Source organism: Pantoea sp. SGAir0430 (assembly GCF_043549295.1).
Genome location: NZ_CP039428.1, coordinates 240,555 through 261,740, shown reverse-complemented (window position 1 = coordinate 261,740; position 21,186 = coordinate 240,555). Strand labels below are relative to the sequence as shown.

The window sequence follows — 21,186 nt, the reverse complement described above, 5'->3', positions numbered from 1 at the left end:
CCGATTCAACCTTAAATGCGCTAAGCTTGACGCGCTAAAACCCGCAGCAAAGAGGCTGGTGAACAGACACTGTCGCCAGCCTCTTTGCTGTTTTTTTCACCTGCGGTACGGAAAAAAACATGTCATCAGTACAACCACAACTCTCTCAGCTTCCGGACGAGGCCTCGCTGCCGCGTCACAGCGTGCCAAAAGCGCTGTTCGCGCTGGGCACCGGCGGATTTGCCATCGGCACCGGTGAATTTGTCATCATGGGCCTGCTGCCCGATGCGGCGAAAGGCCTGAACGTCACGATTCCTGAGGCCGGCCATCTCATCAGCATTTATGCCCTCGGCGTAGTGATTGGCGCGCCGCTGCTGGCTATTCTCGGCGCGCGGGCTTCACGGCGTAATTTCCTGATGACGCTGATGGGCCTGTTTGCGCTGGGTAATCTGCTGAGCGCTGTCGTGCCGGGCTACCCTGCGATGCTGGTAGCCCGCTTTCTGGCGGGCTTTCCGCACGGCACCTTCTTTGGCGTTGCGGCGCTGGTGGCGGCAGGACTGGTGGAGCGCGCGCGGCGCGCGCAGGCGGTGTCGATGGTGCTGCTGGGATTAACCATCGCCAATCTGATTGGCGTACCTGCCGTTACCGCCATCGGCCAGTGGTTTGGCTGGCGTGATGCGTTTGCCATCGTCGGCGGACTGGCGCTGCTGACGCTGTTACTGGTGTGGCTTTGGGTTCCCAATGTGGCCGGTGACAAGCAGGCCAGTCCACTGCGCGAGCTCTCGGCGCTGACGCGCAAGCAGGTTTTGCTGACGCTGGCGATTGGCGCGATTGGCAGCGGCGGCATGTTCACGGTATTCAGTTACGTTAAACCCACCATGATGGAACTGGCCCACCTGCCGGAGAATCTGGTACCGGCGATACTGGCGCTGTTTGGTCTCGGCATGATTATCGGCAACCTTGTCGGGGGACGTCTGGCCGATCGCGGGCTGGAGAAAACCATCCGCATTGTGCTGGTGTGGTCGCTGCTGGTATTGAGCGCGTTTGTCTTCGCCGCGCATTATGCGCTGGCGGGCGCGCTTAACGTGATGCTGGTTGGTACCATGGTGGCGCTGGGAAGCGTGTTGCAAATCCGCCTGATGGACGTGGCCGGTGATGCACAAACCCTGGCGGCAGCGCTTAATCACTCGGCGTTCAACATTGCTAACGCGCTGGGGGCGTGGCTCGGCGGCATCACCATTTCCGCCGGGCTGGGCTGGCAGTCCACCGGCTGGGTTGGGGCCATTCTGTCCGTGCTGGGGCTGCTGATTCATGCCATTGCGGTGCGCGATGCGCGCCGGACGCCGGCGCTCGCCATAAAATAATTTTTACCGCGCGGGAATAAACGCCGCGCTGGTTCGTCTTATGCCCACGTTTCCTTACTGAGTTGGCTAAGATGAACTTTAAACCTACGGTCAGACATCTGCCGTTGTTACTGCTGGTCGTCATTATTCCCGGATTACTGCTGGTGCTGTTTCTTGCTGCAGGCGGTTGGCTGACGCCGCAGCGCCTCAGTGCGCAAAGTCTGGTGCAGTCGCTGCAGCAAAACAGCGGTGTGCATCCGGGATACCGGCGCAATCATGCCAAGGGCGTGTGCGTTACCGGCGATTTTACCTCCAGCGGCAACGCGGCGTTTCTGTCACGCGCCAGCGTTTTCCAGCCGGGTACGGTGCCGGTGATTGGCCGCTTTGCCATTGCCGGCGGTAATCCGCACGCGCCGGATTATGGCGTGCCGGTGCGCAGCCTGGCGCTGGAATTTCAGCTGGCGCACGGCGAGCAGTGGCGTACCGGCATGAACGCGCTGCCGTTTTTCCCGGTCAGTACGCCGCAGGCTTTTTACGATCAGCAGCAGGCCAGTCGACCGCTGCCGCAGACCGGCAAACCTGATGCGCAAAAGCTGATGACGTTTACCGTTGCCCATCCCGAAGTTAAACCTTTCTTTGCCTGGGTAAAAACCCACGTACTGGCCGCCAGCTGGGCACAGGAGCAGTACAACAGCCTGAATGCCTTCCGCTTTACCAATGTGCAGGGGGAAACGCGCTTTGTGCGCTGGAGTCTGGTGCCGCGTACGCCATGGCAGCCGATTAGCGCCGCTCAGCAGCAGCAGCCGGATTATCTGCAGAGCGACCTGCACGACCGGCTGGCGACCGCACCGCTGAAGTGGGATCTGGTGATCAGCGTGGCTCAGTCCGGCGATGCGGTGAACGATGCCAGCAAGGTGTGGCCAGCCGATCGGCAGCAGGTTGTCGCCGGTACGCTGACGCTGCGCGACAGCAGCCCGCAACAGGGCGGCAGCTGCAATGACATCAATTACGATCCGCTGATCCTGCCGCAGGGCATCAGCGGTTCGGACGATCCGCTGCTCAACGCGCGCTCCGCCGCTTACGCGAAATCTTTCAATCTGCGCACGGCTGAACAGGCGCGCCAGCAGGAGAAAAAATCATGAGTCACCAGACAACCCTGTTTCATCCGCTGCTGCGCATCGTACACTGGTTGATGGCGCTGGCCGTGCTGACCATGCTATTTATCGGCGTGGCGATGGTGGCGGATATCTCGGCTGCCCATTCACTGCTGCTGGCGATACACAAACCACTCGGCGTGGTGATCGCGTTGCTGGTGGTCGTGCGTATCGGGCTGCGGCGTTACTATGGTGTGCCCGCCATGCCAGCGTCGGTGCCGGGCTGGCAGCAAACGGTGGCACATTTGACCCATCTGGCGCTCTATTTACTGATGCTGGCGCAACCGCTGGTAGGCTGGGCAATGCTGTCGGCAGGCGGGTTTCCGGTGACAATTGGCGAGGGGCTGGTGCTGCCGCCGCTGCTGCCGGTTAGCGTGGAAAGTTATGCCGTGCTGCGCCCGTTACACTCGCTGCTGGCGTTTAGTCTGTTCGCGCTGATCCTGGCCCATCTGGCTGCCGCGCTGCTGCATGGTCTGATTTTACGTGATGGCGTGCTGAGTAGCATGACCGGCCTGCGCCGGGTGCGAGAGCAAAAATAATGTCTGCATTGAGCGATGACGAAATCCGCGCATTACTGCCGCATTTGCAGCGTTTTGCGCTGGGGCTGACGCGTGAGCGCATGGCCGCTGAGGATCTGGTACAAAACACGCTGGTCAAAGCACTGGACGCGGCGCGCGATGAAACGCGCAGTCTGCGTGCCTGGCTGTTTTCCATTCTCTGGCATCAGTTTATTGATGGCGAACGGCGCCGCAAGCGCTGGCAGGCGATTATGACGCTGTTCAGCCGCGCCGAGCCCTTTGCCGAGTCGGCTGAGCATCACGCCATCGCCGATGAGATGCTGGCGCTGTTCGCCCGTCTGCCGGCTGACAGTCGCGCATTGCTGCTCCTGGTTAACGTGGAAGGCATGCGTTATCAGGAAGCAGCTGACACGCTGGACATTCCGCTGGGCACCGTGATGTCACGGTTGTCGCGGGCGAGAAAACAGTTGCAGCACATGACCGAAGGCCTGCCGGCCCCGGTGACGTTGAGGAGATTAAAATGAATATCCCGCCCGATGAGAACCAGCTGCACGCCTGGCTGGATGGTGAACTGGATAGTGCCAGCCATCAGGCCGTCAGCGACTGGTTGGTGCAGCATCCTGACATCGCCGCCCAGGTTGAGGGCTGGCGTCAGGACAAGCTGCGCTTGCAACAAAGCCTGCAGCGCAATATGGCGCGAACCACCTTTACGCCACTGCAGCCGGCACAGCTGCGCCAGCGGCGTGCGCGGCAGCGTTATCAGCGGCTGGCGCTGGCCTGCTCGCTGGTGCTGGCGTTGGGGATCGGCAGCCTGTCCGGCTGGCAGATGACTGAACGCTTACAGAATCATCCGTTACCGATGGAGGATGCGGTACAGGCTTACCGGTTATTCGGCGATGGCGCGCAGCAGGCGACGATGGACATTAGCACCCACCAGACGACACAGCTGGCCAGCTGGCTGGGCCGCTATTTTATCAACGGTACGCTGCCGCCCAATCTGGAGCGCTTTGGCTATCAGCTCATCGGCGCGCGCCTGATGGCGAATGAGCATGGCGCCTCGGCGCTGGTGCTGTATCAGACCGCCAGCGGCACGCGCGTTGGCTGGTACATCCGCCCGCAGACCGTGCGGCTGGAAAAGGGATCGCGCCAGGCGGACAACCTGGTGGCGCAATACTGGAGCGATCGCCACTATAACTATGCGCTGGTGAGCCCGATGAGCGGCGAAGCCGCACCGGCGCTGCGTGCTGCGATAGGCAGCGAAGTGGGCTAATTCATTTGCCTGCCAGCTTGGCCTGCAGGAACGTCATAAATACCCGATTGATCTCGCTGCGCTGGCGATGCTGCGGATACAGCGCATTCAGGTGCAGCGAGGCCGGATGCCAGTCATCCAGTACCGTCACCAGCTCACCTCGCGCCAGCGCCGGAGCCACGATAAACTCCGGCAGCAGGATCATCCCCAGCCCGGCGACGGCCGCATCACGCAACATTTCTCCGTTATTGCTGACCATCGGTCCCTGGACCGCCAGCACTTTACGCGTGTCGCCCTGAAACAGCTCCCAGCCGGTCTGGCTTTCACGCCCATAGCGCAGACAGAGATGGTGCAGCAGATCCTCCGGCTCACGCGGTGCGCCGGCGCCCTGCAGGTAGGCCGGGCTGGCGCAGATCACGCGGCGGAATTCCCCCAGCCGTTTGGCGATCAGGCTGGAGTCCGGCAGCGTGCCAATGCGGATCGCCATATCAAAACCTTCACCCACCATATCCACATGCCGATCGGCCAGTTCCACCTGGAACTGGATACCGGGATGCTGACTCAGGAACTCGGCGATATAAGGGGAAAGATGGCTGATGCCGAACGACATCGGCACGCTGAGACGGAAACTGCCGCGCAGCACCTGACGACGACCGGACACCGCCAGTTCGGCTTCCTGCACATCATCCAGAATGCGCTGCGCATGCTGGGCAAACAGCTGGCCGTTGTCGGTAACGGAAAGTTTGCGCGTATTGCGATTCAGCAAACGCGCCCCGAGTGACTCTTCCAGCGCGGCGATGCGCCGGCTGACGTACTGCTTGGAGAGCATCAGCTGTTCAGCCGCAGCGGTAAAGTTGCCCGCTTTGATTACGGCGACGTAAATCCGGAGATCTTCAATCTGCATATTGTCCACTTATCTGTGACAGTCATTGTCATACCGGCGCATTGTTGGGCAAATCAGTTTACGTATACTGGTCAGCAACGGGAAGGGCCTTCGCCCTCCAGCTAAAAAATTTAAGGAGCAGACCATGATTGAACAACGACTGTCCGAACAACGTGGCTTAGGCGATCACGGCTGGCTGCATTCACGCCATACCTTTTCGTTTGCCAGCTACTGGGACCCACAACAGACCGGTTTTTCCGATCTGCTGGTGATTAACGATGATCAGGTAGCACCGGGTCGCGGTTTCGGTGCGCATCCGCACAACAACATGGAGATTATCTCCTACGTGCTGGAAGGCGCGCTGGAGCATAAAGATTCCATGGGTACCGGTTCGGTTATCGTGCCCGGTGACGTGCAGCTGATGAGCGCCGGCAGCGGCGTAACGCACAGCGAGTTTAACCACTCGAAACAGGATAATGTGCACTTCCTGCAGATCTGGATCGTGCCGGCAGAACGCGGTACCGAGCCAGGTTACCAGCAGGTGTCAGTGGCAGAAGCCGACAAACGCGGTCAGCTGCGCCTGATTGTTTCGCCGCAAGGCGACAATGGCTCGCTGCGCGTACGTCAGGATATGCGTATTTACGCGGGACTGTTTGACGGTGCTGAGCAGCAGACGCTGGAACTGGCTAACGATCGCTATGCTTATATTCATGTGGCGCGCGGCAGCATTGAAGTGAATGGCGTGAGCTTTAAAGCCGGCGACGGCGCGCGCGTACGCAATGAGACGGCGCTGCAGTTCGCTAACGGTAACAATGCTGAAGTGCTGGTGTTTGATTTACGACCAGTAGAAGTTAATCACCCGCAGCGTTAATTCATTGCGCGATAAGTCAGCGAGGCATGGCGTGAACCTTCACGCCATGCCTTTTTATTTGGCTTAAGGTACGAATAATAACCAGCACCTGACAGGTCCGGCATAAAATAGGAATTTTTACCTTTCACAAAAATGCAAAGCCCCTTAAATTTGCCTCCAGGATAAGCACGCTACGCCAGGTATTTGGCGGCTAAACAACAAACAAAGTTAACACTATTACATTCCATTAGAATTAATGGTAATGAGGATTTTGATGGTTTTAAAACGCAGCTTTAATATCGCAGTGGTATTGGTTTTAGCCTTTTCTGTAACGGCTTGTGGCATGTCTCATCGTGGCCGTAATACCGCCATTGGCGCCGGTGTGGGTGCGGTGGGCGGCGCCGTTCTGACCGGCGGCAGCACCTTCGGTACCCTCGGCGGCGCGGCTATCGGCGGCCTGATTGGTCACGAAGTCAGCCGTTAATTTCACCGCTACTCAGGATTTCGCCAGCAGGAATGCTGGCGAAATTTTAAACCACTTCATTCTTAAACCCTTATTCGTCCACTTTTCTTTTTTATCCATCGCCGGATAGCATCGTGTTTTATTTGGCTGCAATGATAAACACACCTAATCGCGATGCGAGATGTAAAACCTCGCCATAAGTATCGGAATCATCAATCAGGCTTAATGATTTATTAAGTGGCGTCAGCATGCCCGGTGAAATTCGATCGCCAAATAACATCACTGCCCGCGCTGAATCATCCTGACGGGATATCCATGAAAGGCCCTGCGCTGATTCACTCTGATGATGCAGAGCGGCTGCCCAGCGTCGGGTGAGGGGATAGTGATGTTTTTCTGTATCGATAAGCTGCTTACGCGTGATACCTAACTTGCGCAATGCGATGCTGCTCAGGTCGATCAGCAGCATATCTTCATTAACTTTAAGACAGGAGTGAAGTTGATAATGTAATTTTTTCTTATCCAGTGTCTTAAGACCGGGTGCGAAAGGCACGTCATGAAATACCGTTTCCATTAATGCGCAGTCTCTGGTCGAACCGCCGTAAAGGGTCGGTATTGGCTGCCCATGTCTGGTTTTTATTGGACTGAAGCGGGCATTCCCTTTCACTCCGGGATTGAACTGGTTGGCGGCATAATGCGACAGATGGACCCGGTGCAGAATGCTTCCTGCTGAAAGCGTAATAAATGACAGCTGAAGTAAAGCGCCTGGCAATGGCGCACCTTCTTCGGCAGTAATAACAGGCAGAGTTGATAAATCATCAGGTTGCGCCGCAGTGCTGCGCTTATCCATGCGTTATTCCTTCCATTTCATCCAGAGCGGCGTCGATGACGCGTTGCGCTTCGGTTAGCAGTAGATCCTGTGGCCGTTTGCCCGCAAGGAAACTGTTATTCGACAGAAACCACAATGCGATAGCCCAACTGTCTTTGTGTCCGGCAAAAATCCTGAGGATTTGAGCCAGTGGTTTAACCGGGCGAAAATGCGTGTCGCGATCCAGGCCATAATCGGGGAAATAATCTATCCCATTGTGATTGATGGCAAATATCTGGCCGCTTTTTTTCCATTTATTCGGCTGAGCGCTCGGATTTGTGGAACTCAACCCTGCCAGTTGCGCCACTTCTGCGGCGCTGAGCCAGTTTCCGCTCTCCAGCACGGCATTGCGCGCCTCTAGTAACATCGCCGCTTCTTTGAGTAAATGAGGCGAAGCTGGCACGCGCGGTAACATCGCACTGGCCAGTTGCTCCAGCGATTCCTGCCGCTGCCGCTGCTGAAAAATTGCAAACATGGATGAAGCGATTGCGGAAAGATTTTCTGACAGGTTGCGCAGCGTCAGCGCATCGCCTGGATGGTCGAAAGTAATGGCAACAACGTGACTGGCATGTGATTTTGACAGCCGACCCTGAATCTCCTGCGGGGTACCTGTCAGTGCAGAAACTCCGGTGTGATCTTTATCGCTAACCATCAGTTAACTCCCGCAAGGTTATTTAGGTTATCTGATTTTAAAGATATCCCGAATAACTTGCAATGGCATTGACGGTGCTGCTTTAAGTAAGCAAGAGGCGAGAGGTAAGAGGGAGCACACTGCAGGAAACGGATTGTTAAAAGTGGGAAAAGCTAACAATCCGTTTGAGGTTAGTCGATCTGTAGCTGATGAATCATCAGGGCGGCGCGGGCGGCTTCTTTGCCTTTTTTAATAAAATGTTCGGTATAGAACGCTTCAATCGCGTCGACCGGCTGAAAATTGTGCGGAGTGAGTGATACCGAAAACACCGGAACATTGGTGGCGAGCTGCACATTCATCAGGCCATCGACGACGGCCTGAGCGACAAAGTCATGGCGATAGATGCCACCGTCGACCACCAGCGCGGCGCAGACAATCGCATCAAATTTGCCGGTTTCGGCCAGGCGTTTAGCCAGCAGCGGCATTTCGAACGCGCCGGGTACGTCATAGCTTGTTAATGTATTTTCGACGCCTTGTTCTGCCAGTTCCTGCTCAAATCCCACCAGCGCGTTGTTCACGATCGCCTGATGCCATCCTGCTTTGATAAAAGCCACACGAAACTTATTCATAATGCTTCCATGATTAGCTGAAAAATTTATAAGTGAATAATAAAAAAGTCTTTTTTATCATCTGCCCACTATCCGTTTGGTATACCATATGTTGCAATTTTGATCCACAACGCGGGCAGTGCGGTTAACGTGCTGCTTGACGCCAGCCAGCGCCTGCAATACAAATAGACGCGTCGGGGGAGTCTCGCCTGAGAGACTGAGAGGCTAATAGCGCACTGCGCGGCTTAGCGACCCTTTGAACCTGACCCAGTTGATACTGGCGTAGGAAGACTGACGGCTCATGTGCAAAGCCGTCTGGCGCAAAGGCGAGCCCGATCGCTGGCGTCGATTCCCTTCACCTGTATCTGCGGGTCTCAGTTATCACTGAGAGGCCGATGTGAATTTCCCAGATTATTTACCGGAACGTTGTTCATGAGCCGCTGGAGCGTGCTCGGTAGCGGCGTGTCCGGGCTTTGTGTTGCCACGCTACTGGCTGAGCGCGGCGAAACCGTCGAGGTCATTGATGATGAAGCGCGTCAGCCTGCCTCGTGGTTTGCCGGTGGCATGCTGGCGCCGTGGTGTGAAGCAGAAAGCGCGCCAGCGGAGGTGATTACCCTCGGCCAGCATGCTGCGGCCTGGTGGCAAACGCGCTTCAGCAGCGTGGTGCATCAGGGTACGTTAGTGCTGGCACCGCCGCGTGATAACCCGGAGTTAAACCGCTTCGCGCGCATGACGACGGCGCATCAATGGGTTGATCCGGCGTCGCTTGAACCGGCGCTGGAAAACCGGTTTGCGCGCGGACTGTTTTTCCCGCGCGAAGCACATCTCGATCCGCGCCGTGCGCTGGCTGAACTGCGTGACAAACTGCTGCAGCGCGGTGTCCGCTTTGATGCGCGCCAGCCATCGGGCCGGATCATCGACTGTCGCGGTATCCATGCCAGAGCGCAGCTCTCCGGCCTGCGCGCGGTGCGTGGGGAAATGCTGATCCTGCAGAGTCATGAGGTGACATTTTCCCGGCCGATTCGTCTGCTCCATCCGCGTTTTCCCTGTTATCTGGTGCCGCGTCGCGACGGCCACTTCATGCTCGGTGCCACCATGATCGAAAGCGACGATGCCAGCGCTATCAGCGCGCGCGCCATGATGGAACTGCTCAGCGCGGCCTACACCCTCCATCCGGCGCTGGCGGAAGCGCGCGTCATCGAAAGCGGCAGCGGTCTGCGTCCGGCATGGCCGGCTAATCTGCCGGAAATCCACTATCACAACGGTATTTTTTATCTTAACGGCATGTATCGTCACGGTTTTCTGCTGGCACCAATGATGGCAGAACAGCTGATGCAGCGCCTGTCCGGGGAGGTTAGCCATGAATATTCAGCTTAACGGCCGCACCATCAGGACTGAGGCCACCAGCCTCAGCGAATTGCTGATCGAACAGCAAATCGATGCGGCCTGTGTTGCCACCGCCTGCAATGGCGATTTTGTGCCGAAAAGTCAGTATGCCAGCCTGCAGTTGCAGGAAGGCTGGCAGCTGGAAGTCCTGTCACCGATGCAGGGAGGCTGAGCGATGTTTTACGATTTCACGCCGCAGTCACGCTTGCTGCTCGGCACCGCAGGCTACCCTTCACCGGCGATTTTGCAGCAGGCGATCGCTGCCTCCGGCAGCGAAATTATCACTGTCAGCCTGCGCCGCGAAGGCACGGCGGGCGCGGCGTTTCGCGAGTTGCTGACCGGCCTGAATGTGCGCGTGCTGCCCAATACCGCTGGCTGCCACACGGTCAAAGAGGCCGTCACCACCGCGCACATGGCGCGCGAGCTGTTTAACACGCCGTGGATCAAGCTGGAAGTGATTGGTCATGCCGACACGCTGCAGCCCGATCCGTTCGCGCTGGTCGAAGCGGCACGCATTCTGTGCGCCGACGGCTTCCAGGTGTTTCCCTACACCACGGAGGATCTGATAGTCGGTGAAAAACTGCTGGCCGCCGGCTGTGAACTGCTGATGCCGTGGGGCGCGCCCATCGGCTCCGGCCAGGGATTGCGAAATATTGACGGGCTGCGGGCGATGCGAGCCTGGTTCAGCGATATTCCACTGATCATTGATGCCGGCATCGGCGCGCCGTCACAGGCAGCGCAGGCGATGGAGATGGGCTTCGATGCCATCCTGCTCAATACCGCCGTGGCGAAAGCGGGCGATCCGGTGGCGATGGCGCGCGCGTTCAGCCAGGCGATCGCCGCCGGGCAGGGCGCGCGCGATGCCGGGCTGATGGAGAAGCGTGATATGGCCGTGGCCTCAACGCCGATCTTCGGCCTCGCTAACCTGAACTAAGGAGCGCGCAATGGAACGCTACCAACGCCAGATGATGCTGCCGGAAATTGGCGTCGTCGGGCAGCAGAAACTGGCTCGCGCCCGCGTGCTGGTAGCCGGTGCCGGTGGGCTGGCCGCCACGCTGCTGCCTCAGCTGACGGGCGCGGGCGTCGGTCAGCTGTGTCTGTACGATGACGATCAGGTCGCGCTGCATAACCTGCATCGCCAGACGCTGTTCACCCTGCAGGATGTGGGGCGCAGCAAAGCTGTGGCGGCGCAGCAGGCTTTGCAGCAGCGTAATCCTGAGGTGCAAATCGAAGCGATGCCCGAGGCGCTGAGCGCCAGCAATATCGCGCAGGCGCTGACGGGGTGCGATCTGGTGATTGATGCCGCCGATAACTTCGCGGTGACTTACCAACTGTCTGATGCCTGTTTCCAGGCAGGCATACCGCTGATTAGCGCCTCGGTGCTGGGTCGTCAGGGCTATGCTGGCGGTTTTTGCGGCGGCGCACCGAGCTACCGTGCGCTGTTTCCGCAGCTGCCCGCCTCCGCAGCTAACTGTAACACCGCTGGCGTGATGGGCCCGGCCGTGGCGGCGCTGGGGGCGATGCAGGCGCAGATGGCGCTCAGCGTACTGCTCTGGCTGCAACCCTCACCGCTCGGCTGCATGGTCAACTGTGACTTCGTCAGCTGGCACTTTCGTTCGTTCCGCTTTGATGCGGCACAGGAACCGGCCCAGCCCGGCGTGCCGTTTATTGATGCTCACCTGTTACAACCCGGAGACTGCATTGTGGAGCTGCGCAGCTGCGAAGAGGCGCCTGCCAGCGTGGCCGATCGGGTTGAGCGCGTATTGCCGCACGAACTGGACGCCTGGCAGCCACCGGCGGATCGCCGCATCGTACTGGTCTGCGCCAGCGGCATCCGGGCGGCGCAGGCGGCCAGCGCGCTGGCGCAGCGCGGCTTTAATCAGCTGGCGATTCTGGCGGCGCGCCGGCCATGACGCAGGACATCCGCTTTGACCAGGTGAGCTTTGCCTGGGGCGAAAAACAGCTATGCGATCGGCTCAATCTGCAACTGCGCGGCGGCAAAACCACGGTGCTGCTGGGCTGCAGCGGCATTGGTAAAAGCACGCTGCTGCGTCTGGTGGCCGGCTTAGTGCAGCCGCAGCAGGGCAGCCTGAGCGGTATTGCGCAGCACGTGGCATGGATGGGGCAGCAGGATCTGCTCTATCCGTGGCTGACGGTGCTGGAGAACGTGATGTTGACGGCGCGTCTAAGCGGTGCGAAGCCGGACCGCGTGCGGGCGCACCACTTGCTGGCACAGGTGGGACTGGAAGACGAGGCGCAAGCCGCGCCCTCACAGCTCTCGGGTGGCATGCGGCAGCGGGTCGCGCTGGCGCGCACGCTGTATGCGCAGCGCGAGCAGGTGCTGATGGATGAGCCGTTCGCCACGCTGGATGTGATGACCAAACACCAGCTGCAAACGCTGACCGCGACGCTGCTGCGCGGCAAAACGGTGCTGCTGGTGACCCACGATCCGCTGGAAGCCTGCCGCATGGCCGATGACATTCTGCTGTTGCACGGCCAGCCGCTGCAGGTGACGCACTGGCCTGTGCCGGCAGGTACGGTGCCGCGCGCGCTCAATGATGCCGGACTGCTGCAGGCGCAGGCCGAACTCTTTTCCCGACTAAATTCCTATGAAAAAGCTGAGTAGTGGTATCTACCTGATCGCGGTGGTGCTGGGCGTGTGGCTGCTGGCGCGCCACAACGGCGTACCGGCATTTCTGCTGCCGGCACCGCAGGCGGTGCTGGAGGCTCTGTGGCAAAAGCGGCAGCTGCTCGCGCATCACGCAATGTTTACGCTGGCGGAAATTGTGCTGGCGCTGCTGCTCGGCGTCGGCGGCGGCGTGGTGCTGGCGGTACTGATGGCCTCCAGCCCGCTACTGCGTCGGGTGCTGTTTCCGCTGGTGACAGCCAGCCAGACCATCCCGGTATTTGCGCTGGCCCCGCTGCTGGTGTTGTGGCTGGGTTTTGGCATCGCGTCAAAAGTCGTGGTGGCGGCGCTGATTTTGTTTTTCCCGCTGTGCCTGTCGCTGTTCGACGGTTTATGCCGTACGCCTGCCGGCTGGCTGGAGCTGGCGCAAACGCTGTATCCCTCGCGCTGGCGAATTTTCTGGCGCGTACGCTGGCCGGCTGCGCTGCCGCAGTTTTTCGCCGGCCTGCAGATGGCGGTGGTGCTGGCACCGATTGGGGTGGTGATCGGCGAGTGGGTCGGTGCCAGCGAAGGGTTAGGCTACCTGATGATGCAATCCAACGCGCGGCTGGAAACGGCCACCAGTTTTGCCGCACTGCTGCTGTTAATGAGCCTGGCGCTGCTGCTCTCAGCGGCCGTGGCGCTGGTGCGTAAAAAATTTCTCTGGCAATCATACTAAGGAACTTGAGTGAATAGACTTCTTCGTGCCATCGCTTCGTTACTGCTGCTGGCCACCGTCAACGCGCAGGCAGCCGAAAAGGTGCGGCTGCTGCTCGACTGGTTCATTAACCCCAACCACGCGGCGATCTTTGCCGCTCAGTACAGCGGGGCGTTTAAACAGCAGGGGCTGGATGTCGAGATGATCGCACCGGCGGATTCCGCGTCGGTACCGCTGTTGCTGGCGGCAGGCAAAGCGGATCTGGCGATTAGCTATCAGCCGCAGCTCTATACGCTGGTGGACAAGCAGGTGCCGGTGATCCGGGTTGGTACGCTGATTAACCAGCCGCTGAACACCCTGACAGCGGTATCGGGCGATATTCACAGTATTAAAGACTTCGCCGGTAAATCGATTGGCTATGCGATTCCCGGCGCGGAAGATGTGGCTATCCGCAACATGCTGAAATCGCAGGGCGTCGACGTTAACAGCGTGAAACTGGTCAATCTGAATATGGACGCCGTCTCCGCGCTGCTGACGCATAAAATTGACGGCGCGCTGACCATTTTCCGTAACTACGAGCTGCTGGATTTGCAGGACAAAGGCGCAAAGCCGGTGTCGTTTAAACCGGAAGATTACGGCGTGCCGGCCTACGATGAGTTGATCATTCTGGCCAACAGCAACACAGCGGCAAACGATCCTCGCATCCCGGCATTTCTGCGTGGGCTGGATGCGGGCATCGCCTGGCTGCGCGCTCATCCGCAACAGGCGTGGCAGGCGTTCATTAAGCGTTACCCTGAACTGGATACGCCGCTCAATCATCAGGCCTGGCAGGCGACGCTGCCTTATTTTGCAACGCACAGTGCGGAATTCAATCAGGCGCGTTATCAGGCATTTGGTGAATATATGAAAGCCAACGGGCTGATCACCACCGTGGCGCCGCTGGCGCGCTATTCACTGTAATCCGTCCGCTTGCGCCGTTTTCCCAGGCCGGGAGAACGGCGCGCGTTGACATTGCGTGCGGCCGGGGGACAAACGGAGACCCGCATCCCCGGTTTTCGGAAAATACTGGATTTCTGTGACTGTTATCACTGCGCGGGTAACGCTAAAATAAATACTTCTCATTTAGCAGAAGGTTTTTCGTCACGATGTTTTCGCGTTTCACACTGGCCACGTTAACGGCCACACTCCTGCTCACCGGCTGCGCGCGTCATGCTGCCAGCGACAGCAGCGCTGATGCTGCCGCCGCAGAAGCCCCGGCTACCGCTTCCGCTCCGGTCGAAAACAACGACAGCGCTTCGCCGTTTGCCAGCGGACCGACCGTCATCAATGTCTCCCATCTGGTGACGCGCACCGACGATGGCTCATCCGTGTACGTGACGGTGGATGGGCAGGAAGCCGGACTGCTGCAAAAGGGCGAGAGTAAAGAGCTCCGCGTCCCGGCCGGTAAACACCAGATCGGCGGCTACGTGCAAACACTGTTTGGTTTTGGCAAAGTGACCATTCCTGCGGTCGATGTCACCACAGACACCAATGGCCCGAAAAACGTGGTCTATTCCGTTACGCGGCAAAAACCGCAGTTCAGCGAAAGCGCTGCCACGCCAAACAACTCCTGATTGACTGTGGTGTGGGCCAGATGTCGGCACCGTTGACCTCAGACTGGGGCAGGGCGTAATGCGCTCTGCCTGAACGGTCAGATAATTAAGTCGACATGCTGGCCACCCGGCATCTTTACACCCAGCGTCAGCTCTCCACCCAGCGCCTCAATGTAGCGCTTCAGCGTGGAAATCTTTAACTCTGCGCCACGCGCTTCCATTGCCGCCACAGATGACTGGGCAATGTGCATGGCCTGCGCTTGCTGACGCTGAGTCCGCTGCATCTGCTCACGTAATTGGTAAAGCTGGTATTCAAGACGCATCTGGCTGACGCGTTCATCGACCTGATGTTGCTGTTCGGGCGTCAGCGCCGCCAGCATCTCATCCAAGGTTTTCATTATGTGTTTCCCCGATTGCGTTCAGATGATGATGGTATTCGGTTTCGGCAATGCGAAGCATCTGCTGATAGAAACGCTTTTGATTTTTACCCTGTTTGTTGCCGGCACACAGCACAATCGCATGGCGGCGCGGATCGAAAACAAAAAAGCTGCGGATGGGACGACCTTTACTTTGCACGCGAAGCTCTTTCATATTGGGCACCCGCGATAACATCAGGGTATCAACGAAAGGGCGGCCAAGATGCGGACCGTCCTGCGCCAGAAGCTTCAGGGCGGCAAGCACGTCGAGACGCAACGCTTCATCCTGAGCCTGCAACCATTTCCAAAACCGATCTGTTGCTTCAACCTGCCACACGATGCCATCCTTGATAGTCTGTAGTCTATTTTATCGTCTGCAGTCTATCAAGGCTCGCGGATTAAAAAATCCGTGACAGGGAATTTATCTCATCTTTCGAATCTGGCTCGCAAAAACAGCGGTAAAGCGCAATAAGCCATCAGTGCATCAACGCATACACGACATCAATCGCGTTGATGACCAGGAAGAACAGGATAATGTGGGTGAGGGCATTAACGGACATCGCTTTGGGTTGAGACATCATCAGTCCTGAATAATTAACGTGAATACAGTGAAGTAACGTTAAATATTACCTGTTAAGAATAAGATTACTATGCTGTGCCACGGTTATCAGAGGTGCCGGACGGCTGCGTTTCATGCGCGGGTTCAGAAGGCACAGCATTTCATTTGCTTGCGGCCGCGCGTCCTTAATTTTAAAGATAAATCGCAGAGGGATTCGCCTGATGGCTGGCCCGGATTGCATGGCTAATGGCGTCGAGGCGCAGCGGTGAGATTAAATCGCCGGTAAGATTTGCGCCGTCAGAGTGCGTAAATGTTCACGCAGTAATTGATGTAAAGCGCGAATCGCCGGCGAGAATTGTTTGCGATGCGGGCAGATTAAATGCAGCGGCGTGCTTTCGCCTGGCAGCTGCGGCAGCACCCGTTCCAGCCGGCCGTGTCTGATATCGTCGCAGACATCAAGCCAGGATTTATAAGCAATCCCCATCCCGGCAATCGCCCAGCGGCGCGCCACTTCAGCGTCGTCGCACAGCAGTCGGCTTTTCACCGTAATCTGTCGCCGCATCCCTTCCTGCGGAAAAGTCCATTTATCATACACGTGACCGCCCATGACAAACGGCAGACAGTGATGCTGTGCCAGATCCTCGAGTTTTTCCGGACGGCCATGTCGATCAAGATAATCGGGTGCGGCGACCATCACACGGCGGTTTTCTTCCGCCAGCGGTAGCGCGACATAGCTGCTGTCCTCTAGCTTACCGTAGCGAATAGCGATATCCACCGGATCGCGGAACACGTCACTCACCTGATCGGAAAAGGAAAGACGCAATCCGAGCGCCGGATGTGCCCGGCAAAATTCTGTCAGTAGCGGCAGAATAATATGACGACCGATGTCAGATGGTAGGGCGATTTTCAGCTCGCCGCTCAGGGCATCGTCGTGGCTTTGCAGACTTTCCGCACCGGCGTGCATTAGCGCCAGCATCTCCTGCGCGAACGGCAGATACTTTTCGCCTTCCGCTGTTAAACGCAGGCTGCGCGTCGATCGCGCAAACAGGCGGCGATCGAGATCGCGCTCCAGCCGCTGAATGGCGGCGCTGACCTGACCGGGCAGCAGGTTGGCTTCGCGCGCTGCGCGGGAAAAGCTGCCCAGCGCGGCAGAGCGCACAAACAGGGTGACATCTTCTAAACGAATCATCGGCGTTCTCGCCATTATCGGGATTTTCACTCTACGAGTGAAAGTGTTGTCCTGCAACAGGCATTTTTCCCGGCGCGATGTCTGGCTATGCTGCTGTCAACACCCTGAAAATATTCACTCACCTGGAGCCTGTTGCATGAAAGCGATTGTTTATAGCCAAAACGGTTTACCGATTTCAGATGAAAATGCGTTGTATGAACTGGACGTGGCAAAACCGCAGCCAGGCGCACGCGATCTGCTGGTAAAAATCAGCGCGATTGCGGTCAACCCGGTTGATACCAAAGTGCGTGCTGGCGCCCCGACAGACACGCCGCGCATTCTCGGCTGGGATGCGGTGGGCGTGGTCGAGGCGGTGGGCAGCGATGTCACGCTGTTTCAGCCCGGCGATGAAGTTTACTACGCTGGCGACATCACACGCGCTGGCAGCTATGCCGAGTACGGACTGGTGGATGAACGCATCGCCGGACTCAAGCCGCGCACGCTGAGCGACGCCGATGCCGCCGCGCTGCCGCTGACGTCTCTTACCGCGTGGGAACTGCTGTTTGATCGCCTGGAAATTGATGCTGCCGACGAAGGCACATTGCTGATCATCGGCGCGGGCGGCGGCGTGGGTTCGATGCTGACGCAGCTGGCGCGCAAACTGACCCGACTGACGGTCATTGGTACCGCCTCTCGCCCGGAAACTGCCGACTGGGTGCGCTCGCTGGGTGCCCATCATGTTATCGATCATCAGCGTCCGCTGGGTGAGCAGCTGGCAGCGATTGGCCATAAAGAGGTGCGCTACGTGGCCTCACTGACCCATACCGACAGCTACTACCCGCAGTTGATCGATGTGCTGGCTCCGCAGGGCAAACTGGCGCTGATTGACGATCCGGAAACACTGGATGCGGTGCCGCTGAAGCGCAAAGCCATCTCGCTGCACTGGGAACTGATGTTTACCCGCTCGCTGTTCCATACCGCCGATATGCAGCGCCAGCATCAGATTCTACAGCAGGTGAGTCAGCTGATTGACGATCAAACCCTGCAGACCACCGCCGGCGAGCATCACGGCAGCATCAGCGCGGCCAACCTGCGTAAAGCGCATGCGCTGATTGAGAGCGGTCGTGCACGCGGCAAGATTGTCCTCAGCGGCTTTTAAGTCATTAAAACACGTAAGGTTAACCGTCCGTCAGCCCGGACGGTTATGGTAGCGACTTTGCTATTTATCTGCGCTCCGGCGCAATCTTCAATCAGGAGACTCTCATGACCCTTAATGATGCGGTTGCCCGCCGTCACACCGTAAAAGCTTTCTCTGCGGGCAAAACGCTGCCGCAGCAGGAGATCGACACGCTGCTTAACCTGCTGCGCAACAGCCCGTCATCGGTTAACTCGCAGCCGTGGCACTTTGTTGTCGCGTCGACTGCGGAAGGGCGGGAAAAGATGGCGCAATCCACCAGCGGCGCGTTCATTTACAACAACCCTAAGGTGCTGAACGCCTCACACGTGATTGCGCTGTGCATGCGCACCGATCTGGATGAAGCGCACCTGCAAAATGTGCTGGCGCAGGAAGAAAAAGACGGGCGTTTTGCTAAACCCGAAGCCAAAGCCGGGCAGGATAAAAGCCGCCGCAGCTACGTGGATATGCACCGTTATGAGCTGCGCGATGTGCCGCAATGGATGGAGAAACAGGTCTATCTGGCGCTGGGCGGACTGTTACTGGGCGCAGCGATGCTCGGCATTGATGCCACCCCGATGGAAGGCTTTGATGCGCGCGCACTTGACCAGGCGCTGGGCCTGCGTGAACAGGGCTTTACCAGCGTGGTGCTGGTTTCGCTTGGCTATCGCAGTGAGGAAGATTTCAACGCCACGCTGCCGAAATCGCGTCTGCCGCAGGACGAAATTTTCACCTTTATCTAAGGGACTTAACCAGGTGCGCACCTGCGCACCTGCGCGCTTAACGTGGGAACCGCAGGCAGAAACGGGTGATGCCGTGTTCGCTGCTCACCGTGCAACTGCCCTGATGCAGTTGCATGATCCCGCGCACGATTGACAGACCCAGCCCACTGCCGCCCTGCTGACGCGACGCATCGGCGCGCCAGAAGCGGTCAAACAGGCGTGCCTGCTGCGCCTGACTTAGCGTCGGCCCCTGATTCTCCACCACCAAAAGCATGGCGTCTGGCTGCGTGATGCTGGAGACGTGAATGGTGCCGTCACGCGTGCCGTAATGCAGCGCGTTAGCGATTAGATTAGCCAGCGCGCGCTGTAACAACTGCGGATCGGCGTGCAACTCGCCGTGAAGCGAGATGACAAGCTGCATGCCATGCTCTTCTGCCATACCCTCAAAATAGTCACTCAACCGCTCACCCAGCGGGGTCAGATCGATGCATTGCCTGTCCAGCGCCTGGCTGGCGTCTGCGGCTTTGGCGAGAAACAGCATGTTATCAATCATCTTCGCTAGCCGCTCCAGCTCCGCATAATTGGAACCCAGCAGCGTTTGATACTCGCTGACGCTGCGCGGCTGGTTCAGCGCCACTTCCGTCTGGCCAAGCAGCGTGCCAATCGGCGTGCGCAGATCGTGTGCCATGTCCGCTGAGACCTGGCTAAGTTGCTGATAACCTTGCTCCAGCCGGCTCAGCATCTGGTTGAGCGCCGCCAGCAGCGGTTGCAGCTCGCCTGGCGCGCTGGTCAGTTCAATGCGATGCGACAGCCGCCGCACGTCGATCACCCCGGCTTCTGCTGCCAGCCGGCGCAGCGGCGTCAGGCCGCGGCGCACCAGCAGCACACTGATCGCGGCGACCAGCAGCGCCGCCAGCGCGGTGCACAGGATAATCTGGTGGCGATAGCCGGTGAGGGTCTGCGTGCGGTCGCTCATCAGGCGACCGGTAATGATTTCGATCTGGCCACTGCCATCGCGCGTTGGCGTTAACGCGGCGGCGGCAATAAACGGCGTGCCGTCCGCCGCCTGCTGATGGTGGACCGATTGCAGGGTTAACGGCTGATCGGCGGCGACCGGCGTAATGGCTGGCACCGGACGCCCGCCAGGATTGATCACGATCAGCGGCGGCTGGCCGGGAAAGCGCAGCACCAGCAACGATTCGGTATTACCCAGCATGTTGGCGAACAGCCGCGGCTTCTGCTGAATCAGCGTCAGCGCATCTTCATCGCGCAGCAGTGTGCGCATTTGATCGATGCGCGTCAGCAGGGCTGCGTCATCGCGCACGCCGATCTGCTTCGCCAGTGCGTGATACAGCGCCATGCCGCTGAGTGTAAAAATGACCACCACCGTAGCACTGAGCAGTAGCGAAAGGCGGACGGCGAGCGAGCGGAGTTTCATGTTTCAGCTTCGCAGCGATAACCGACACCGTGCACGGTATGAATTAATGGTCGGTTAAAAGGGCCGTCAATTTTCTGCCGCAGCCGTTTTACCGCCACATCCACCACGTTGGTGTCGCTGTCAAAATTCATATCCCAGACGCGCGACGCAATCACCGTGCGTGTCAGTACCTCGCCGGGATGCAGCAGAAACAGATGCAGCAGATTGAACTCTTTGTTGGTCAGGTCGATGCGCTGTCCGGCGCGCTCGACCCGGCGACGGGCAATATCCAGCTGCAGATCGGCCAGCGTCAGGATGTCGGGTAGCTTCTGCTGGCTACCGCGACGCAATTGAGTGCGCACGCGCGCCAGCAGTTCGGCGAAGGAGAAGGGCTTGACCAGATAGTCATCGGCACCCAGCTCCAGCCCTTTGATGCGATCTTCCACCGTGCCTTTGGCGGTGAGGAAAATCACCGGCGTTTGCAATTGCTTATCCAGCTGCGCCATCACCTCCCAGCCATTGATGCCGGGCATCATCACATCCAGCAGAATCAGATCGTAATGGTGCTCCTGCGCATAAAACAGGCCATCCTGACCGTTTTCCGCCACGTCGACGATAAAACCGGCCTCGGTCAATCCTTTGCGCATGTAATCACGCGCCCCGGCTTCATCTTCTATCACCAATATTTTCATGCGATCTCCCGGCAGTGGCGGCCGCTTGCTGATGGCGGGCAGTATAACGCGGGTTAGCATAGAAAACCGAGGCTGACAGCGGCATGAGCCCCTGATGACAAAATCATGACAGAGCGTTAAGTAAAACTTAATGGCGCGACAAATTTCGCTAACTCATTAACATATATAAGAATTTGCTCTGCATTTTTGCGCGC

The 21,186-nt window shown here is 58.4% G+C and carries 26 protein-coding genes and 1 riboswitch; of the genes, 17 read left to right on the top strand and 9 right to left on the bottom strand.

Annotation, left to right across the window (positions count from 1 at the left end; translation table 11 throughout):
- Positions 1 to 119 precede the first annotated feature (119 nt).
- The 5 genes from E7738_RS20170 (at position 120) to E7738_RS20150 (ending at position 4,264) form a co-directional block, all read left to right on the top strand.
- Positions 120 to 1,343 carry an MFS transporter gene (locus tag E7738_RS20170; RefSeq protein ID WP_336699157.1) on the top strand — a complete coding sequence of 408 codons (1,224 nt, stop codon included), beginning with the start codon at positions 120 to 122 and terminating at the stop codon, positions 1,341 to 1,343.
- Positions 1,344 to 1,414: 71 nt separating this feature from the next.
- The gene (locus tag E7738_RS20165) at positions 1,415 to 2,464 is read left to right on the top strand and encodes a catalase family peroxidase (protein WP_394516551.1); all 1,050 of its coding nucleotides are present in this window, start codon (positions 1,415 to 1,417) and stop codon (positions 2,462 to 2,464) included.
- Positions 2,461 to 3,015, top strand: coding sequence for a cytochrome b (locus tag E7738_RS20160; RefSeq protein WP_021508913.1), 555 nt, complete (start codon positions 2,461 to 2,463; stop codon positions 3,013 to 3,015). Before E7738_RS20165 ends, E7738_RS20160 begins: the two co-directional genes overlap by 4 nt.
- Positions 3,015 to 3,518, top strand: coding sequence for a sigma-70 family RNA polymerase sigma factor (locus E7738_RS20155; protein ID WP_021508914.1), 504 nt, complete (start codon positions 3,015 to 3,017; stop codon positions 3,516 to 3,518). The genes E7738_RS20160 and E7738_RS20155 overlap by 1 nt, the downstream gene beginning before the upstream one ends.
- Positions 3,515 to 4,264: an anti-sigma factor family protein gene (locus tag E7738_RS20150; RefSeq protein WP_021508915.1), complete on the top strand. Its 750-nt coding sequence runs from the start codon at positions 3,515 to 3,517 to the stop codon at positions 4,262 to 4,264. The genes E7738_RS20155 and E7738_RS20150 overlap by 4 nt, the downstream gene beginning before the upstream one ends.
- 1 nt (position 4,265) lies before the next feature.
- Here E7738_RS20150 and E7738_RS20145 read toward each other — a convergent pair whose 3' ends face one another.
- Positions 4,266 to 5,147, bottom strand: coding sequence for a LysR family transcriptional regulator (locus tag E7738_RS20145; protein ID WP_127835000.1), 882 nt, complete (start codon positions 5,145 to 5,147; stop codon positions 4,266 to 4,268).
- A 124-nt stretch (positions 5,148 to 5,271) separates the two neighbouring features.
- Between E7738_RS20145 and E7738_RS20140 the strand changes: the two genes are divergently transcribed.
- Both E7738_RS20140 and E7738_RS20135 read left to right on the top strand, forming a co-directional pair.
- Positions 5,272 to 5,997, top strand: coding sequence for a pirin family protein (locus tag E7738_RS20140; RefSeq protein WP_021508917.1), 726 nt, complete (start codon positions 5,272 to 5,274; stop codon positions 5,995 to 5,997).
- Between the two features lie 253 nt (positions 5,998 to 6,250).
- Positions 6,251 to 6,460, top strand: a complete 210-nt coding sequence (locus tag E7738_RS20135; protein WP_031279978.1) for a glycine zipper 2TM domain-containing protein — start codon at positions 6,251 to 6,253, stop codon at positions 6,458 to 6,460.
- 118 nt (positions 6,461 to 6,578) lie between these two features.
- Here E7738_RS20135 and E7738_RS20130 read toward each other — a convergent pair whose 3' ends face one another.
- The 3 genes from E7738_RS20130 to E7738_RS20120 form a co-directional block, all read right to left on the bottom strand.
- Positions 6,579 to 7,286, bottom strand: coding sequence for an RES family NAD+ phosphorylase (locus E7738_RS20130; RefSeq protein ID WP_264444164.1), 708 nt, complete (start codon positions 7,284 to 7,286; stop codon positions 6,579 to 6,581).
- A complete protein-coding gene (locus E7738_RS20125) occupies positions 7,279 to 7,956 on the bottom strand; it encodes a hypothetical protein (protein WP_058776083.1) in 678 nt (225 codons plus the stop codon). Before E7738_RS20125 ends, E7738_RS20130 begins: the two co-directional genes overlap by 8 nt.
- A 170-nt stretch (positions 7,957 to 8,126) precedes the next feature.
- Positions 8,127 to 8,564 (bottom strand): 6,7-dimethyl-8-ribityllumazine synthase, encoded by a 438-nt coding sequence (locus E7738_RS20120; protein WP_058770327.1) that lies wholly within the window; start codon positions 8,562 to 8,564, stop codon positions 8,127 to 8,129.
- A gap of 165 nt (positions 8,565 to 8,729) precedes the next feature.
- A riboswitch (TPP riboswitch) is annotated at positions 8,730 to 8,849 on the top strand.
- 126 nt (positions 8,850 to 8,975) lie between these two features.
- On the opposite strand from E7738_RS20120, the gene E7738_RS20115 reads away from it, so the two are divergent.
- The 8 genes from E7738_RS20115 to E7738_RS20080 all read left to right on the top strand — a co-directional run bounded on the left by E7738_RS20115 (position 8,976) and on the right by E7738_RS20080 (position 14,865).
- The gene (locus tag E7738_RS20115; protein ID WP_262258322.1) at positions 8,976 to 9,920 is read left to right on the top strand and encodes an FAD-dependent oxidoreductase; all 945 of its coding nucleotides are present in this window, start codon (positions 8,976 to 8,978) and stop codon (positions 9,918 to 9,920) included.
- Positions 9,904 to 10,101: a sulfur carrier protein ThiS gene (thiS, locus tag E7738_RS20110; protein WP_262258321.1), complete on the top strand. Its 198-nt coding sequence runs from the start codon at positions 9,904 to 9,906 to the stop codon at positions 10,099 to 10,101. The genes E7738_RS20115 and thiS overlap by 17 nt, the downstream gene beginning before the upstream one ends.
- Positions 10,102 to 10,104: 3 nt before the next feature.
- A complete protein-coding gene (locus E7738_RS20105) occupies positions 10,105 to 10,863 on the top strand; it encodes a thiazole synthase (RefSeq protein WP_010615680.1) in 759 nt (252 codons plus the stop codon).
- 10 nt (positions 10,864 to 10,873) lie between these two features.
- Positions 10,874 to 11,842: a HesA/MoeB/ThiF family protein gene (locus E7738_RS20100; protein WP_394516550.1), complete on the top strand. Its 969-nt coding sequence runs from the start codon at positions 10,874 to 10,876 to the stop codon at positions 11,840 to 11,842.
- Positions 11,839 to 12,555: an ABC transporter ATP-binding protein gene (locus E7738_RS20095; RefSeq protein ID WP_058781068.1), complete on the top strand. Its 717-nt coding sequence runs from the start codon at positions 11,839 to 11,841 to the stop codon at positions 12,553 to 12,555. Before E7738_RS20100 ends, E7738_RS20095 begins: the two co-directional genes overlap by 4 nt.
- Positions 12,539 to 13,273 (top strand): ABC transporter permease, encoded by a 735-nt coding sequence (locus tag E7738_RS20090; RefSeq protein ID WP_058776076.1) that lies wholly within the window; start codon positions 12,539 to 12,541, stop codon positions 13,271 to 13,273. Before E7738_RS20095 ends, E7738_RS20090 begins: the two co-directional genes overlap by 17 nt.
- A gap of 9 nt (positions 13,274 to 13,282) precedes the next feature.
- The gene (locus E7738_RS20085; protein ID WP_058781069.1) at positions 13,283 to 14,212 is read left to right on the top strand and encodes an ABC transporter substrate-binding protein; all 930 of its coding nucleotides are present in this window, start codon (positions 13,283 to 13,285) and stop codon (positions 14,210 to 14,212) included.
- Positions 14,213 to 14,397: 185 nt separating this feature from the next.
- Entirely contained in the window at positions 14,398 to 14,865 is a 468-nt protein-coding gene (locus E7738_RS20080; RefSeq protein ID WP_058759022.1) for a hypothetical protein, read from the top strand.
- A 77-nt stretch (positions 14,866 to 14,942) separates the two neighbouring features.
- On the opposite strand, the gene E7738_RS20075 is transcribed toward E7738_RS20080, so the two are convergent.
- The 3 genes from E7738_RS20075 to E7738_RS20065 all read right to left on the bottom strand — a co-directional run bounded on the left by E7738_RS20075 (position 14,943) and on the right by E7738_RS20065 (position 17,008).
- Positions 14,943 to 15,242, bottom strand: a complete 300-nt coding sequence (locus E7738_RS20075) for a helix-turn-helix domain-containing protein (protein ID WP_021508926.1) — start codon at positions 15,240 to 15,242, stop codon at positions 14,943 to 14,945.
- Positions 15,226 to 15,597 carry a type II toxin-antitoxin system RelE/ParE family toxin gene (locus E7738_RS20070; RefSeq protein ID WP_058770321.1) on the bottom strand — a complete coding sequence of 124 codons (372 nt, stop codon included), beginning with the start codon at positions 15,595 to 15,597 and terminating at the stop codon, positions 15,226 to 15,228. The genes E7738_RS20075 and E7738_RS20070 overlap by 17 nt, the downstream gene beginning before the upstream one ends.
- A 493-nt stretch (positions 15,598 to 16,090) precedes the next feature.
- Positions 16,091 to 17,008, bottom strand: coding sequence for a LysR family transcriptional regulator (locus E7738_RS20065; RefSeq protein ID WP_058759023.1), 918 nt, complete (start codon positions 17,006 to 17,008; stop codon positions 16,091 to 16,093).
- A gap of 136 nt (positions 17,009 to 17,144) precedes the next feature.
- On the opposite strand from E7738_RS20065, the gene E7738_RS20060 reads away from it, so the two are divergent.
- Together E7738_RS20060 and nfsB are read left to right on the top strand one after the other, a co-directional pair.
- Positions 17,145 to 18,146 carry a zinc-binding alcohol dehydrogenase family protein gene (locus E7738_RS20060; protein WP_021508931.1) on the top strand — a complete coding sequence of 334 codons (1,002 nt, stop codon included), beginning with the start codon at positions 17,145 to 17,147 and terminating at the stop codon, positions 18,144 to 18,146.
- Positions 18,147 to 18,250: 104 nt separating this feature from the next.
- Entirely contained in the window at positions 18,251 to 18,904 is a 654-nt protein-coding gene (gene nfsB / locus E7738_RS20055) for an oxygen-insensitive NAD(P)H nitroreductase (protein ID WP_058770319.1), read from the top strand.
- 37 nt (positions 18,905 to 18,941) lie between these two features.
- Here the strand turns inward: nfsB and E7738_RS20050 are convergent, their stop codons facing one another.
- Together E7738_RS20050 and E7738_RS20045 are read right to left on the bottom strand one after the other, a co-directional pair.
- The gene (locus E7738_RS20050) at positions 18,942 to 20,321 is read right to left on the bottom strand and encodes a heavy metal sensor histidine kinase (RefSeq protein ID WP_309784175.1); all 1,380 of its coding nucleotides are present in this window, start codon (positions 20,319 to 20,321) and stop codon (positions 18,942 to 18,944) included.
- On the bottom strand, positions 20,318 to 20,992 hold the full coding sequence (locus tag E7738_RS20045; RefSeq protein ID WP_104093403.1) for a heavy metal response regulator transcription factor: 675 nt from the start codon (positions 20,990 to 20,992) through the stop codon (positions 20,318 to 20,320). Before E7738_RS20045 ends, E7738_RS20050 begins: the two co-directional genes overlap by 4 nt.
- Positions 20,993 to 21,186: the final 194 nt, after the last annotated feature.

What these genes read in the sequence shown, in the direction of transcription:
- E7738_RS20105 (WP_010615680.1), top strand. Translation starts at nt 10,105, where the DNA reads ATGTTTTACGATTTCACGCCGCAGTCACGCTTGCTGCTCGGCACCGCA.
- E7738_RS20160 (WP_021508913.1), top strand. Translation starts at nt 2,461, where the DNA reads ATGAGTCACCAGACAACCCTGTTTCATCCGCTGCTGCGCATCGTACAC.
- E7738_RS20090 (WP_058776076.1), top strand. Translation starts at nt 12,539, where the DNA reads ATGAAAAAGCTGAGTAGTGGTATCTACCTGATCGCGGTGGTGCTGGGC.
- E7738_RS20155 (WP_021508914.1), top strand. Translation starts at nt 3,015, where the DNA reads ATGTCTGCATTGAGCGATGACGAAATCCGCGCATTACTGCCGCATTTG.
- E7738_RS20120 (WP_058770327.1), bottom strand. Translation starts at nt 8,564, where the DNA reads ATGAATAAGTTTCGTGTGGCTTTTATCAAAGCAGGATGGCATCAGGCG.
- E7738_RS20130 (WP_264444164.1), bottom strand. Translation starts at nt 7,286, where the DNA reads ATGGATAAGCGCAGCACTGCGGCGCAACCTGATGATTTATCAACTCTG.
- E7738_RS20115 (WP_262258322.1), top strand. Translation starts at nt 8,976, where the DNA reads ATGAGCCGCTGGAGCGTGCTCGGTAGCGGCGTGTCCGGGCTTTGTGTT.
- E7738_RS20145 (WP_127835000.1), bottom strand. Translation starts at nt 5,147, where the DNA reads ATGCAGATTGAAGATCTCCGGATTTACGTCGCCGTAATCAAAGCGGGC.
- E7738_RS20100 (WP_394516550.1), top strand. Translation starts at nt 10,874, where the DNA reads ATGGAACGCTACCAACGCCAGATGATGCTGCCGGAAATTGGCGTCGTC.
- E7738_RS20165 (WP_394516551.1), top strand. Translation starts at nt 1,415, where the DNA reads ATGAACTTTAAACCTACGGTCAGACATCTGCCGTTGTTACTGCTGGTC.
- E7738_RS20125 (WP_058776083.1), bottom strand. Translation starts at nt 7,956, where the DNA reads ATGGTTAGCGATAAAGATCACACCGGAGTTTCTGCACTGACAGGTACC.
- E7738_RS20075 (WP_021508926.1), bottom strand. Translation starts at nt 15,242, where the DNA reads ATGAAAACCTTGGATGAGATGCTGGCGGCGCTGACGCCCGAACAGCAA.
- nfsB (WP_058770319.1), top strand. Translation starts at nt 18,251, where the DNA reads ATGACCCTTAATGATGCGGTTGCCCGCCGTCACACCGTAAAAGCTTTC.
- E7738_RS20150 (WP_021508915.1), top strand. Translation starts at nt 3,515, where the DNA reads ATGAATATCCCGCCCGATGAGAACCAGCTGCACGCCTGGCTGGATGGT.
- E7738_RS20060 (WP_021508931.1), top strand. Translation starts at nt 17,145, where the DNA reads ATGAAAGCGATTGTTTATAGCCAAAACGGTTTACCGATTTCAGATGAA.
- E7738_RS20080 (WP_058759022.1), top strand. Translation starts at nt 14,398, where the DNA reads ATGTTTTCGCGTTTCACACTGGCCACGTTAACGGCCACACTCCTGCTC.
- E7738_RS20135 (WP_031279978.1), top strand. Translation starts at nt 6,251, where the DNA reads ATGGTTTTAAAACGCAGCTTTAATATCGCAGTGGTATTGGTTTTAGCC.
- E7738_RS20065 (WP_058759023.1), bottom strand. Translation starts at nt 17,008, where the DNA reads ATGATTCGTTTAGAAGATGTCACCCTGTTTGTGCGCTCTGCCGCGCTG.
- E7738_RS20045 (WP_104093403.1), bottom strand. Translation starts at nt 20,992, where the DNA reads ATGAAAATATTGGTGATAGAAGATGAAGCCGGGGCGCGTGATTACATG.
- E7738_RS20050 (WP_309784175.1), bottom strand. Translation starts at nt 20,321, where the DNA reads ATGAAACTCCGCTCGCTCGCCGTCCGCCTTTCGCTACTGCTCAGTGCT.
- E7738_RS20140 (WP_021508917.1), top strand. Translation starts at nt 5,272, where the DNA reads ATGATTGAACAACGACTGTCCGAACAACGTGGCTTAGGCGATCACGGC.
- E7738_RS20095 (WP_058781068.1), top strand. Translation starts at nt 11,839, where the DNA reads ATGACGCAGGACATCCGCTTTGACCAGGTGAGCTTTGCCTGGGGCGAA.
- thiS (WP_262258321.1), top strand. Translation starts at nt 9,904, where the DNA reads ATGAATATTCAGCTTAACGGCCGCACCATCAGGACTGAGGCCACCAGC.
- E7738_RS20170 (WP_336699157.1), top strand. Translation starts at nt 120, where the DNA reads ATGTCATCAGTACAACCACAACTCTCTCAGCTTCCGGACGAGGCCTCG.